The 15,041-nt window shown below is 32.9% G+C and carries 6 protein-coding genes; 4 read left to right on the top strand and 2 right to left on the bottom strand.

Annotation, left to right across the window (positions count from 1 at the left end):
• Positions 1-173: 173 nt before the first annotated feature.
• Positions 174-1,313, bottom strand: coding sequence for a hypothetical protein (locus IE051_RS09720; protein ID WP_189360585.1), 1,140 nt, complete (start codon positions 1,311-1,313; stop codon positions 174-176).
• A gap of 774 nt (positions 1,314-2,087) precedes the next feature.
• Here IE051_RS09720 and IE051_RS09715 point away from each other — a divergent pair.
• The 4 genes from IE051_RS09715 (at position 2,088) to IE051_RS09700 (ending at position 10,758) form a co-directional block, all read left to right on the top strand.
• Complete coding sequence (locus tag IE051_RS09715; RefSeq protein WP_189360584.1) at positions 2,088-2,297, top strand: hypothetical protein; 210 nt, start codon at positions 2,088-2,090, stop codon at positions 2,295-2,297.
• A 461-nt stretch (positions 2,298-2,758) separates the two neighbouring features.
• Positions 2,759-5,710, top strand: coding sequence for a SusC/RagA family TonB-linked outer membrane protein (locus tag IE051_RS09710; protein WP_189360583.1), 2,952 nt, complete (start codon positions 2,759-2,761; stop codon positions 5,708-5,710).
• Between the two features lie 10 nt (positions 5,711-5,720).
• Entirely contained in the window at positions 5,721-7,250 is a 1,530-nt protein-coding gene (locus tag IE051_RS09705; RefSeq protein ID WP_189360582.1) for a RagB/SusD family nutrient uptake outer membrane protein, read from the top strand.
• A 148-nt stretch (positions 7,251-7,398) separates the two neighbouring features.
• Positions 7,399-10,758, top strand: a complete 3,360-nt coding sequence (locus tag IE051_RS09700) for a VCBS repeat-containing protein (RefSeq protein ID WP_189360581.1) — start codon at positions 7,399-7,401, stop codon at positions 10,756-10,758.
• Positions 10,759-10,770: 12 nt separating this feature from the next.
• On the opposite strand, the gene IE051_RS09695 is transcribed toward IE051_RS09700, so the two are convergent.
• Positions 10,771-14,889: a hybrid sensor histidine kinase/response regulator transcription factor gene (locus IE051_RS09695; RefSeq protein WP_189360580.1), complete on the bottom strand. Its 4,119-nt coding sequence runs from the start codon at positions 14,887-14,889 to the stop codon at positions 10,771-10,773.
• Positions 14,890-15,041 lie beyond the last annotated feature (152 nt).

Here is a 15,041-nt window from a genome sequence, read left to right as displayed (position 1 = left end):
GGTATTGAAAACTTAAAGTTTGGCTTTATTATGATTGTTATAGGTTCACTAAAATTTCGATACAAACCATAAATTAGAAAAACCGCGTCTAGGCGGTTTTTCTTTAAATTCTTTGTTTTAAAAATTTTACTACAGCATATTCCCCGGATTGCGGGAGGCAGCTGCGGCACCATCTAATCAACTATTCCGTCCAATACATCAATAAATCCATCATGTACTTGTTGTTGGCTTAAGATTTTTCCTTTTTTCTGTGCGCTGATGGCGAGTTCATATCCTAGTCTTGCCGCTTCCATGCGCTGTATTGGTGTACCATGATGCCCGTTGCTGGTAAATCCGCAATCTCCTATTTCAAAGAATGAACTCAAAACTCCTTCTACACGCTTCCAATTGTAAGTAGCACCTCGCTTATGCGTTAGGTAATAGCCAGTAATGAAATCGGCTTCCAATTCGGTCATTCGTGTTGATTCAGGTGTGCCGATAAAAGCTGGAACGGGATAATTAAAAACACCAAAATTTAAAAACTGTATTTGGTGAGCCCACTCATGCGCCAAAATAGAAGACCAAACCACCTTCGGGTCGATTCCAGTTTCTGCGAGCATACTGACTATGCCGTCACCAACCACAATAAATCCGCTAAAAGTGGCAAAACCATCAGAAGCATAAAATGGATTTTCTGGAATTTGATTACTTGTGTTGTTAAAATGTTCGGCGATTTCCAAGAAATAGTCAATTACCACATCAGGGGCAGTAGAATATTTCTCGTAAACCAATCTAATAAAATCCAAATCTTCCAATGTTGATGTATGTTGACCCCTTACTTCGATAAGATCTGACATATCCCAAAACTTTTCCAAACTTCGTACTCTATTATTCACATAATTAGTGTGCTCTCCATTGGCTCCAAATGTATCCGCATTAAAATTTTCATCTAAGGCAGCTATTTGATTGATAATGAAATAATCATCAAGTATGATACCGATGGCATCAGGGTTTCCGTCCCAACTAGCAATAAAACCGTTAATTAACGCATCATTGTAAAAAGAAGTTATATCACGAAACGGGGTAGTGCCACATTCACTGGGGACAACTGCGGTAGCCAAAGAAAAAAGGCTGTTGTCAGTAACAATGCCATGTAAGCTTGAAACAGTTGGCAAAGGAGAAACACGATCGGTACTTAGATTTTGCGAGGTTTTAGCAGAAACAGCTTTTAACTCAGATTCTAGATTTGGCGAATCAATTTCATTGGTGCAGGATGATAGTATAACGCCAATAGTTATGGCCAATACTGAGATTTTTTTTGTGAGGGTTTTCATAATGGGTAGTTTTAAATGTTAATAATGAAATGTTTGCTTTTAGACAATATTATATGCCTAACTTATTTTTTAAGTTGCTAAAAATTAGAGAGAAATCTTATCCGGGGAAGACATACAAGATAGTTCTTTTTTTTTAAAGTAATTCTTTTTTATAATTCCATTTCTTACTATTTCAGTTTTCTATGAAATCATAAGAGTTGGTTATTACATTCGGCAAATATTCATTTTCGTCAATCAAATATTAAATAGTTCTGGATGTTGTAGAAAATAAAGACTCTAAGGATAAAGAAATAATAGCAGCAGAAAGAACTCTTAAGCGAGAAAATATCTTACAGTGTTAGATAATGACTTAGAAGAAGTTTTTACAATTAAAGAAACAGAAAAAAACAATGATTGGTAGAATATTGATTTTAGTTAAATTATTATAATGGCAATAAGAAAAACAGGGATTGAATGGCTTATTTCACGAAGTGTTTGTGACTTGAATCAGGCAATTAGTTATGATAAAAAAACCATAATTGATTTTTATAATTCATCAATTAAAAAACACACAAATATAAATTAAATAAGATGTATTGTGGGGTTATTACAACTTTCTTTCACAGTATACGCCCTCTAAATAAAAGACCAGCACGATCTTTATAAAACTCTTTCCAGTATTTATTTCACAATGTCAATATCTAGATTTAAATATGAAAAAATTGATCCAAGAATTAGATAATTAGTCTATGGTAATTATGTAAAAGGCTTGGGGCAATATCATAGCTTCTTGAAATGGAGGTAGCAATTATTAGAGGTAATGATTGTTGCGCCTATTGTAAATCGATTAATTCAAGGAAATTTGATTATAATTTTGCAATCAGCAATCAAATAGCGGATGCTTCAAAATGCTCCGGTGTAAAAGGATTTTGGGCTATCAGAAGATTAACGGCAAAAAGAGATCCAGAAGATAATTTGGTTTTTATTAAAGATGAAAGAGTTTAAGACCAATTAAAAAATAAAAATAGAGGTTGATTTACTACAATTCTGTTTTGCTTATTATGTTTACTTTATCACTTTATTTAACGTTGACTACTTCAAATTGCACCTAAATTTATAAGAATCTGATATTCAGTATTGATTACTTTTTGTATCGAGAATTAAAACTTTATGAAACAAATGCACGAAATGAAGCTATAAAAACAACATTTTTTCTTTTCCAATAATAGATTGGTTTTATTAATTTTTAGTTACCCGAAAATTTTCAAAAGACTAAATAATCAGCCTTCTTGAATAACCTTATCTTGAAGTATTATCTGTTGACTTTTTGTCTCCGGATAATTGTTTATACCCCATAATATCTACATTGTATTCATTTGCCCCCCCTAATGACACAAGAAGCCCCCCCTGTATTTAGAGTTTATTTTAAAAATTTGCTCTAACAAAATTAAACTAAATATATTTTTATGAAAAAAACGAAACTAAGAGAGAAAAAGAATTGGTTTATTCCATTCTGTTTACTTGTGTTATTAAGTAGTATAAGTGTTGCTCAAAGTAAAGTTACAGGTGTCATTAAAGATGATGCTGGCGTTCCAATAGCTGGAGTTAATATTCTAGAAAAAGGAACGAATAATGGGGCCGTTTCAGATTTTGATGGTAATTTTTCAATGACACTTCAAAAAAGCCCTTCTCAAATCTCGATGAGTTATTTGGGGTATCAAACTCAAGAAAAGGAAGTTTCTTCGGGAGATGCAATAGTTATTATACTAACTGAAGATGCAGAGAGTTTAGATGAAGTTGTTGTGGTGGGTTACGGTACAGTAAAACGCTCAGATGTTACAATGGCGGTATCTTCTGTAGGTTCAAAATCATTTGAAGATCAACCCGTGTTTAGAGCAGAAGATGCTTTACAATCTAGAGCTTCTGGTGTTCAGGTTATTAAATCATCTGGAGCCCCAGGGGCTAACATAAAGATAAGGGTAAGAGGTTCAAGTTCTTTAACTAGAAGTAGTGAGCCCTTATTGGTTGTTGATGGTATTGTTGGTGGTAATATTAACTCCATTAACCCTAATGATATACAATCTATGGATATTTTAAAAGATGCATCAGCTTCTGCCATATATGGTGCAAGAGGAGCTAATGGTGTAATTTTAATAACAACAAAAAGAGGTAAAGGTGTACCAAAAATTGAAGTGAATTATTTTTCGTCATTTGCCAGTTTACCAAATAAGCTACCTCAAGTGACACCACAAGAATATTCTGATTTATATCCAGCAGCCGGACCCGTTATTGATGGAGGTACAGATTATCAAGATGAATTTTTTAGACCTTCTATTGTTAATAATATTCAATTGTCGGCGAAAGGGCAAGAAGGCAGACTTAAGTATTATTTGTCTGGAAATTATGTGAATCAAGAAGGAATTGTAATTAATACTGATTATGAAAGATTGACCTTTAGATCTAATTTGGAAACTAAATTTGGTGAAAAATTTAAACTTGGACTGAACATTTCGGGATCAAGGTCTCAAGGACATAATTTATTTAGTGGTGGAGCAAGAGCTTCTTCTGATAACAGAGGCGGAATTTTATCAGTACTTACTTATAATCCAACATTTCCAGTGAGAAATCCTGATGGGACTTATTATGATATAGAGCCACAAGCAGTTGGTAGTATTTTGGTTAACCCTATAGCTGTCATATCTGAAAAGAATAATAATTCTATTCAAGATAGATTAGGACTAAATTTAAATCTAACTTACAATTTTACACCGGCATTTAGTTATAGGCTTAATGCGGGGTCTAATACATTAAATGCCAGAGAAGAGCGTTATTCCCTTATACCCGATGGGTCATCTGTAATAGCACCAAGAGCTAGTTTTATTACTTCGGTTTTAACAAATACGCAGTTAAGTAATATTTTTACTTATACTAAAGATTTTGGGAAAACTAATTTGATACTTACGGGTGTTTATGAAATAACAAAGAACGTAAGACGAACCGCTAATGGAGGGTCTGGAGCCTATTCTTTAGAAGGATTAAAAGATGCTTTTTACCAAATAGAATTAGGCACATCACCAGGGGTGTCTGCAGGGATTAATGATCGAACCTTACAATCTTATGTGGGGCGTGCACAAGTTGGTGTGAGCGAAAACTTTAATATTACTGGATCATTGCGTGTAGATCAGTCGTCTACCTTTAGGAAAGAAAATAATACAATTTATGCCCCGGCCGTATCGGCAAGGTATAGCCTGCAAAATTTATTTAATGATGATGATGCATTTCTTAATAATATAGTTTTAAGAGCAGGATGGGGTAAAGTAGGTAATGATGGTACCTTCTTAGGTACCTATGAACAATTAACTAATAACTTTAATCAACACTATTCATATGATGGAGTTGGAATAACCAATGGTTTAGGCTATGGAGGTGTAGTAGATAAAGATTTAAAGTGGGAAATTACTAGACAAACCAATGTAGGTCTAGATTTTAAATTAGTAAAAAATAAAGTTTCATTTTCTGTTGATTGGTATATCAAGAATTCAGAAGATTTATTGTTAGATAAGCAATTACACCAAGAAGCAGGGGATCCAGATGGCAGGGTGTTTACTAATTTAGGAGAAATTGAAAACACAGGTTTTGATTTTTCTTTAAATGCTGATTTATTGGATTCTAAAGACTTTTATTGGAACGCAAATGTTGTGCTTTCTACAATAAAGAATACAGTAGTTGATTTAGGTGGACCAGATGAAGTTCCAATTTCACCTGCCAATATTGTTGGGGCCAGTGGAGAAACTGTTTATGTTTTACAAAAGGGTGAGCCCTCTGGTCAGTTTTATGGACGTACCTTTTTAGGGACTTGGAAAACAGATAATCCTGAAGGAGAAACCCCAGGTACGGCAAGATATGCTACTGATGAGAACGGTGAGTTTATACTCGGTGCTATAGGGAATGGACTTCCAACGCTAACATGGGGATTCAATCAAGTCTTTGATTACAAAGGTTTTAATGTTAACCTTTTATTTAGCGGAGCACATGGTTTTGATGTGTATAATGACACATATTCTGAAATGCTTGTTAAAAACCCAATACATCCGGATTATTTAAATAGATGGACTCCAGATAATCAAACTGAAATACCAACGGGTACAGATAGAGTAAGATCTTCTAGATTTGTAGAGAAGGGAGATTTTATAAGATTAACCAACCTGACTTTAGGTTACACTTTTGATGAGATCAAATTTCTTGAATCTGCCAAGGTTTATGTAAGTGGTCAAAATTTAGTATTGATAACAGACTACCGAGGTTATGATCCAGAAGTATCTTCAACCAACAATAGTACTGATCTTGCTCCTTCCTATGACAAGGGCGCATTTCCTAACCCTAGGACATTCACATTAGGTTTAAATTTAAATTTTTAAAAATATAGATATGATGATATTTAAGAATTATAAAATAAAAAGTGCTATTTGTTTAAGCATGATTATAACATTATTTTCATTTTCCTGTGCAGACCTAGAGGAAGATCCTGGTCAATCCCAGCTATCACCGCAGGCATTGACTAATGTTGAGGCGTTGCGTGGCGTTATAGCTGCAACTTATAGAGTTGCCTTTAACGCAGTTAGATGGTCCGAATTTCACCTTGCCGCTTATGGAGGGGATGATATTACCACAGAGAGTAGTGTAACCTCTGGAAATAAAGAGGATTTTCGAGATTCCGATTGGAGAACTCAAACAGATGGTGTTGACCGTGTGATAAAGGCATATCTCGAGTCATATAGAATAATAGCCAATGCCAATGTTGCTATTAATGCTCAAGAAAATATTGTAGACGGTGATAAAGATGAAATTGATAGGCTACTTGGTGAGGCCTATTTTTTAAGAGCATATGCTTACATGCATTTAACTAGAACTTATGGTAGAGTTCCTATTGTGACTACATTAGGTAGTGTAGAGCAACCAGCCAAAGCTTCTTTTGATGAGATTTATACGTTAATGGAAAATGATTTATTAAAGGCTGAAGCACTATTGCCAGATACATACCCAGGTATAGTTGCAACTGGTACAAGGCCAAGTAAAGGAGCCGCCAAAGCGTTCTTAGCCAGACTGTATATGCATTGGGCTGGTTTTCCTATAAATGATAATAGTAAATATGCTCTAGCGGCTGAAAAAGCTGGTGAAGTAGTAAACGGAGATTATGGTTATGCATTAGCAAGTAGTATTAAAAGTATGTGGACTATTGATGGCAGATTTGCTCATGACGAAGGCGTTTTTACTTTTGTAGCCTGCCTAACGTGCATGGATAACTTAGGTAATAGAACAGTAGGACGTCTAGGTTTACCTGCTGAAGCAGGCGGTTGGACCGAAACTTTTGGTGAAATTGCCTATTATGAAGATATGGAAGCCGCTGCAATTACAGATGGAACACAATCACGTTTTGAAGACACTTATGTTCATGAACGCATATTAAGAGGAAGTGGTCCTTATGGTTCAGATTGGAGAGAATGGATAGATCCACATCCTGTTTTAAGAAAAGTAGCCGGTTCAGAATCCACCGTTTGGAATAGCACCAATGCCGACATAAACCGTTATGTTATGCGTTATGCAGATGTATTGTTAATGTATGCTGAGGCATCCGGTCGTTCTGGGAACGTGACTGCTGATTCGTGGAAAGCACTAAACGAAGTGAGACGTAGAGCTGGGGCGACGGTAGATTTAACATCTGCTGATGGTCCTATAGAGGAACTTGCTTATACAGAACGGAAATGGGAGCTTTGTGGAGAATATGAAAGGTGGCATGATTTAGTTAGAATGCAACGCTTTACAGACCCTAATCATGTTAGACGTTCTTCCATAGAACCTGTAGATGTTGTAAACAATAGAACGCCTGCTGATTCAGGAGAATATTTATATTTCACGCCAATCCCAAGAGGAGCTAAGGATGTAAACCCGAATCTATAAATTAGGACTTTTTGAAATACTACTATTATTGCTAGTAGAAACAGTCTATTTGTTAGTTAATTTGTTAGTTTGTTTAACCCTGCATGCTTTATGGTATGTAGGGTTAAATGCTTAATTAAATTTTTATATTTAAAAAACATAAACAATTATGGTTCATTATTTTAATGGCATTTTTAGTAATACATCATTTTTCACCTTTGCATTTTTATTGGTACTGACTAGTTTCTCTTGTAAAGAAGAACAAATCAATAAAAGATCAAATATGCGCTTTGAAATTTTACCAGCAATAGAAACTGGGGTAGGTTTTAAAAATGAGATTGTAGAAAGCGAAGAATTCTACTATTATAAATATATATATTCTTATAATGGAGCAGGTGTTGCATCTGCAGATTTTGATAATGATGGCCTAGAAGATTTGTTTTTCGTCTCAAACCTAAAAGAATGCAAGCTATACTTAAACTTAGGAGATTTTAAATTTAAGGATGTCACCAATAAAACAGGTATCCATTTGGAGTCCGGTTTTAATACAGGCGTAACGGTGGTAGATATTAATAGCGACGGTTTACTCGATATTTATATTTCTAGAGCCGGTTGGTTTAAAAATGAGCAGAACTGTACCAATTTATTGTTTATAAATAAAGGTAATTTAACCTTTGAGGAAAAGGCAGAATCTTATGGTTTAGCTGATGCCAATAGAAGCATTCAATCTACTTTTTTTGATTTTGATAAAGATGGAGACTTGGATGTATATATTGTTAACGCCCCCTATACCAACAAAAAAGCGAGTAAACTAATAGATTTAAAAACCTTTAAAAAGGATGATGAGACCATAAAATGGGGTGGGAGCGATTCTTTTTATGAGAATAATGGCGACCATACCTTTACTAATATCTCAGAAAAAGCAGGTATTGTACCAGACATTGCATTTGGATTAAATGCTCAAATAGCTGATTTAAATAATGATGGATGGTTAGATGTTTATGTGAATAATGATTTTGCTATGCCCGATTTTGTCTATATAAATAAGAAAGATGGCACTTTTCGGGATGAGAGATTAGAGATGTTTAAACATCAATCATTTTATAGTATGGGTGGAGATATTGCCGATATAAATAATGATGGCTTTTTAGATGTGGTTAATTTAGATATGAACCCAGAAGATTATATCAGGTCTAAGACAACAATGTCGATGACCTCTATCTCAAAATTTACTGACATGGTAAATAAAGGGTATCATTATCAATATATGCATAACGTCTTACAATTAAATAATGGTAATGGTTCATTTAGTGAAATTGCCAATATGGCGGGCATGGCAAATACAGACTGGAGCTGGGCGCCGCTAATAGCCGATTTTGATTTAGATGGTTTAAATGATATTTATATAACTAATGGTGTTTTTAGAGATGTTATTGATAAGGATACAAATAAAAACATACTTAATCTAATCAGGCAAAAACGGAGAAAACCGAGTTCAAAGGAGTTTTTAGAGTATACACAAATGCTGCCTCAGCAAAAGTTGAGTAATTACTTTTTTAAGAATCAAGGCGATTTAACCTTTTCAAATGTTTCAGAACTCTGGCATAATGCTTCACCAACCTTTTCTAATGGGGCCGTATTTGCTGATTTAGATAACGATGGGGATTTAGATATTGTTGTTAATAATATAAACGAAGAGGCACATATTTTAAGAAATAATACTGTAGAAAGAGAAAAAAAACATTTTTTAAATTTTAATTTTAAAGGCCCTGAAAACAACCCATTTGGGATAGGAGTAACTGTAAATATTTATGGTGAAAACAAAGAGAAACAGACCAGAAACCTCGTGAATTCTAGGGGATACATGTCTTCTGTATCTAACAAATTGTTTTTTGGATTAGGGGAACAATTAACTGCTGATAAAGTTGAAATTATTTGGCCAGATGGTAAAGTGCAGTATTATCAAAATCTGAAATCGAATCAATTGATAACTGTAGACTATAAAAATGCGATTAGGCCTACTGAAAATAACGTTACTTCTAAAAATATTAAACTATTTCAAGACATTCCATTCAATTTCAAACATATAGATAGTTTATTTAATGATTATGATATTCAGGTTTTATTGCCGCACAAGTTCTCTCAGTTAGGACCTGGTGTTGCGAAGGCAGATATTAATAATGATGGAATTGAGGATTTATATTTAGGTGGGGGTTACTCACAGCCAGGAAAACTATTGTTAGGAAAAAAATCGGGAGGCTTTGAATCAATTGAAAATAAGGATTTCATAGCCGATAAATTACACGAAGATGTAGGCGCTGTGTTTTTTGATTTAGAGAATGATGGCGATTTAGATCTTTATGTTGTAAGTGGCAGTTATGAGTTTCAAGAATCTTCTAAATTTTTGGCTGATCGCATTTATAAGAATGATGGAAAGAACAATTTTAAAAAATGTCTAGATTGCCTACCAAAGTTTTATTCGGCAGGTTTTATAGTAAAACCATCAGATTATGATAATGATGGTGATATTGATCTTTTTGTTGGAGGCAGAGTGATTCCTGGAAGATATCCGTATGCCCCAAATAGTTATTTGCTTACAAATTCAAACGGAAAATATATTGATGAAACATATAAACTAGCTAAATCCTTAGGTAATATAGGCATGGTTTCAGATGCGAATTGGAGCGATATTGATCATGATAATGATTTGGATTTAATTGTTACCGGAGAGTGGATGGGGATTGAAGTCTTTGAAAACGTGAATGGAAAATTGTTAAAATCTTCAGATTACAAAACACTTAATGAAACCAAAGGGTGGTGGAATACATTGTTGGTTGAGGATATAGATAATGATGGCGATTTAGATATTATTGCTGGAAATTTAGGGTTAAATTCCAAGTTTCATGCAACAATAGAAAATCCTTTTGAAGTTTATGCTAGTGACTTTGATAATAATGGAACCGAGGATGTTTTTCTTGCAAAATATCATAATGGCAAGCAGGTTCCAATAAGAGGGAAAAGTTGCAGTGCACAGCAAATACCTGAGCTTGATGCTAAAATAAAATCATATAAAGAATTTGCTAGTCGAGATTTGGAAGGGATTCTTGGCCCTGCAATTAAAACAGCCTTAAATTATAAGGTCACAGAGTTTCGCTCTGGGATTTTTGTCAATCAGGGACATGGGAAGTTTTTGTTTTCAGCATTTACTAACGAATTGCAAGTAGCGCCAATAAATAGTATTATTTTTGATGATCTTGATCAAGATGGAACAAGGGATTTACTATTAGCTGGAAATAATTATCAAACAGAAGTTGAGACTACAAGGTTAGACGCAGGTATTGGAACATTCATGTCCGGCGAAGGCAATGGAAAGTTTCATATAGTACCAAATTTGAAAACAGGCTTTTATGCCAATAGGGACGTTAGGGATATGGTTCAAATAAAAACAACTACCGGAAAAAATATACTTGTCATTAATAATAACGACAAGCATGAATTGTTTAAAATTAATAAGCTAATTCTAGAATAATTTACTAATCATTTATTTTTCTTTTGGTTCTTTATCCTCATAGTTTTTTGGGTTATTCCTGTATTCTGAAGGTAGTTCGTTGAATAGGTTTTTAAACAATTTCCTAAAGTGTTTTAAATCTACAAAACCAATTTCATAAGCAATTTGGGAAATATTTAAATCTTTTCTAGAAACAAGAAGTTGACCTGCATGTTTAAGTTTTATTGTTTTGATGAAATCATAAATAGACTGTCCAGTTAAGGCCTTTATTTTTTTGTAAAGTATAGACCTACTCATATTTAGCATATCGGCAAGGTTGTAGACTGAAAAATCTGGATTAGATAAATTTTCCATAACTACATTAAATACTTTTTCTAAAAATAATTCGTCAGCAGAGGTAGCCGCTATAGCCTTTGGTTCTATAATAATGTCTTTTCTAAATTTTTCAATTAAACTTTTTCTTGAAAGTATAATATTATTTACCTGAGTAAACAATAAATTTGGATTGAATGGTTTAGCTATGTATAAATCGGCACCAGTCTCATAGCCTGATTTCTCCGATTCTTTGGAAGTCTTTGCAGTTAACAAGACTACAGGGATATGACTCGTATTTATGTTGGTCTTTATAGTTTCACAAAGTTCTATGCCATCCATAAATGGCATCATGATATCACTTATTACAACATCTATAGTATGGTTATTCGCCAATTCTAGACCAACTTTGCCATTTTTTGCTTCAAGGATATTAAAACTATTAATAAAAATACTTTTTAATAAATCTCTAACATCAGTATTATCTTCAACAATTAAAATGGTTGGCAAAGATTCGTCAGAATCAACTATGTTAGCCTCATTTTGAGTGTCCCTTTTTTCTAATAATTCAAAGGGCTTATTATAGACCCCATAGTCCATTGTATTGGTTGAATCTTTCTTAATAATTTCTTGTTTGCTTAAATGGGAATTACCAAGTGGGAGTAAAACGGTAAAACAAGTGCCCTTTCCAATTTCACTTTTTACATCAATATACCCTTTATGCAAAGACACAAGGCTTTTGGTTAATGATAAGCCAATTCCAGTGCCTAAAGAGCCCCCGTGTTTTTTATCAAGATTGTAGAATCTTTCAAAAATAAACTTTAAGTTTTCTTTAGAAATACCGATACCTGTATCACAAATTTTTATTTTGACGCCCGCGGTAATCTTATCATCCTTAAAAAATTTCTCAGTTGTTGAAATGTTGATAATAATGTCACCATCATTAGGTGTGTTCTTGAAAGCATTAGATAAGAGGTTGTAAATAATTTTTCTAAGTTTAATTTTATCAAACCAGACTTCTATATTGTCTTCTGTAGTTTTTAGTTTGAAATTAATATTTTTTTCAACAGCTAATTCGTCAAAAGATTTTTTAATATCGTCTATAAAAGTTATAATATTTGACTTGGAAGCTTCTAATTTAAACTGTCCGGATTCATTTTTTCTAAAATCTAAAAATTGATTTATTTGCTGTAATAAGATCATGGCATTTCTATGCATAACTGTATGCTGTTTCTGTATAGAGGCTAAAGTTATGTTTTTATGATCTTCAATCATTTTCTCCAAAGGCGCAACAATAAGGGTTAAAGGCGTCCTGAAATCATGTGAGATATTGGTGAATAATTGAAGTTTTAATGCGTTTATTTCTTTGATTTTTTCTTTTTCTTCGCGTTCCCTTATAAGCTCTTTTCTTTCAGTTAGTCTCTGTAAATAATATTTTCTTATTAAAAACGCAATACCTGAGAGTACAAGCATATACAATAAGTAGGCCCACCATGATTTCCAAGGTGCTGGAAAGATTTCTATAAAAACTTCATCACCCTTTCCATTCCATAAGTCATCACTATTTGAAGCTTTTACTCTAAACGTGTATTTTCCTGGGTCAATATTTGTATATGTTGTAGACCTCCTATTGCCAATGTAAATCCAGTCTTTATCGAATCCTTCAAGTTTATAAGCGTATTGGTTTTTCGTGGGTTTGGAATAACTTAATGCAACAAAATTAAAACTAAACACATTCTGTTTATGATTTAATTTAAGTGTTTTTGTGTATTTTGGATAATGTAATTCATTATTAATCCGAATATCAGTGACTAAAACTGGAGGTATAAATGAATTCCCTGTTATATCATCGGGATTAAAAATGGTTAACCCATTCGCGCCTCCAAAAAATAGTTTGTTGTTTTTAGTTTTTAAATAAGCGCCATAATTAAATTCGTTACCTTGAATACCATCTGACGCATCAAAGTTTTTTACTTTTTTTGTTGTTAAATCGAATTTACTTAGGCCCTGATTAGTACTCAGCCATAAGTTATTCTCATGTGCCAATATGCCGTAGATTATTTCACTTGGTAATCCTTCTGCAATCCCGTAATTACTGCTGATTTTTGTTTTTTTATCATAATAATACAATCCGTTGCCTTCAGTGCCAATCCATAAATTTTGAGTATTATCTTCATAAATACTAATTACTGGTGTTTTAGTAAACACATTATCATCTGATCTAAAATTTATAGGGTTAATTTTTTGTGTGTAAATATCAATTTCATACAAGCCTTCATTACCTCCAATATATAGAATATTAGTATTTAATGACTTTGTAATGACGTTTACAAAATCTTTTGAATATTTTGAATGGGGTTTTAATCTGGTAACTCGTTTTGAATCTTTATTGATAATATTAACTCCACCACCTCTAGTGCCTAACCAAATATTATTATTGTCATCTTCGCAAAGAGCTGTAACTCTATCATTACTTATGCTTGTGGTGTCATTTGGAATATTTTTAAAATGCTGAAAATTTTTCTTGTTGTTTTGAATATTGATAAAATTTAGTCCGCCGTCAAAAGTTCCAACCCAGAGATTCCCTTTAACATCTTTTGTAATCGCCTTTACGTTATTACTACTTAGACTGTTTTTGTTCTTCGGATTATGAATAAAATATTCAAAATTCCCCGTGGTATCATTGTAATAATTTAATCCACCACCTTCCGTTCCTATCCATAAATTATCTCTACCGTCTTCAACAATTGAACTTACCACCTTATAGTTTAAAGTGTTTTTACCTCCCGGTGAAAATAATTTAAACGAATCATAATTTCTATCGTAATAATTAATGCCACCTGCATAAGTACCTATCCAAATATCACCTTTACTGTCTTCGAAAATTTTAAATACAGAATTTTGACTTAAACTACTATTGTTGTCTTCATTATGCTGAAAATGTTCAATTGATGTTTTGTTGGCGTTAAGGATATAAAGACCATTATAAGTTCCTATCCATAAATTTCCATGGTAATCTTCATGAATACTTCTTACGTTATCATTAATTGAGGATTTTTGATTTTTATTAATGCTGTAAACCTCAAAAGTGTTTGATTCTTTATTTAATAAGGCTAATCCATTTTTATAGCCTAGCCATATATTTTTTGAACGATCTTCATACAAACATGAAATAATATTAAGGTTTAAGTCATTTATTCCTTTTGCATTAAGTGTGTGTCTTTTTAGGGTTTTATTATTGAAATCATATGTTCCAACAGCTGTGGTGGTTTTAATCCATAATTTACCATCTTCAGATTTTAGTATGGCCCTAATTGGGGTGTCTAATTTAATTCCTCGATTATCAATAATTCGTTTCTCCTTAATACTAAAACTCTTCAGTTGATGGTAGGTAGCAACCCATAAATGATCTGAATCATCTTTAATAATATTTGAGATTTCATTGTTGGAAATGTTATTGGTTTGCATAAAACGCTGAAAGTTATCTTCACTTTCTACATAAAGATTTAGGCCATTACTTGTACCTATCCACATGTTACCGTGATCATCTTCATAGAGTGCTTTTATATAGTTATTACTTAAAGACGTAGAATCATTGGATATATGCTTGTACGTTTTAAAATTATGGCCATCATATTTATTCAATCCATCTCTAGTTCCAAACCATAAAAAGCCATTTTTATCTTGCAAAATAGAAAGCACTGAACTTTGAGATAAACCCTGTTCTAAGGAAATGTGTTTTAATTTTAAATTTTTTATGTCAATATTTGAGCTTTGACCATAAAATATTTGGGACAGCAGAGAAAAGGCGATAAAGCTTATAAAAAAATTAAATTTCATTATTAAAATCTTGGTGAACAAAAATTTTTGGAACGCTGAAGAGCGTCAATTTTATACTTTTGAATAGTTCCAAAATATAGTAAAATTTAATAGAATTCATTACAAGAATTTAGAGCAAAAAAGAAATACTTTATAAAAACCAACCTGTTGTA

Origin of the sequence: Algibacter mikhailovii (assembly GCF_014651495.1) — a bacterium.
Taxonomy (GTDB): Bacteria; Bacteroidota; Bacteroidia; order Flavobacteriales; family Flavobacteriaceae; genus Algibacter_E; species Algibacter_E mikhailovii.
This window is presented reverse-complemented; position numbering and strand designations above follow the sequence as displayed.

What these genes read in the sequence shown, in the direction of transcription:
- IE051_RS09720 (WP_189360585.1), bottom strand. Translation starts at nt 1,313, where the DNA reads ATGAAAACCCTCACAAAAAAAATCTCAGTATTGGCCATAACTATTGGC.
- IE051_RS09715 (WP_189360584.1), top strand. Translation starts at nt 2,088, where the DNA reads ATGGAGGTAGCAATTATTAGAGGTAATGATTGTTGCGCCTATTGTAAA.
- IE051_RS09710 (WP_189360583.1), top strand. Translation starts at nt 2,759, where the DNA reads ATGAAAAAAACGAAACTAAGAGAGAAAAAGAATTGGTTTATTCCATTC.
- IE051_RS09705 (WP_189360582.1), top strand. Translation starts at nt 5,721, where the DNA reads ATGATGATATTTAAGAATTATAAAATAAAAAGTGCTATTTGTTTAAGC.
- IE051_RS09700 (WP_189360581.1), top strand. Translation starts at nt 7,399, where the DNA reads ATGGTTCATTATTTTAATGGCATTTTTAGTAATACATCATTTTTCACC.
- IE051_RS09695 (WP_189360580.1), bottom strand. Translation starts at nt 14,889, where the DNA reads ATGAAATTTAATTTTTTTATAAGCTTTATCGCCTTTTCTCTGCTGTCC.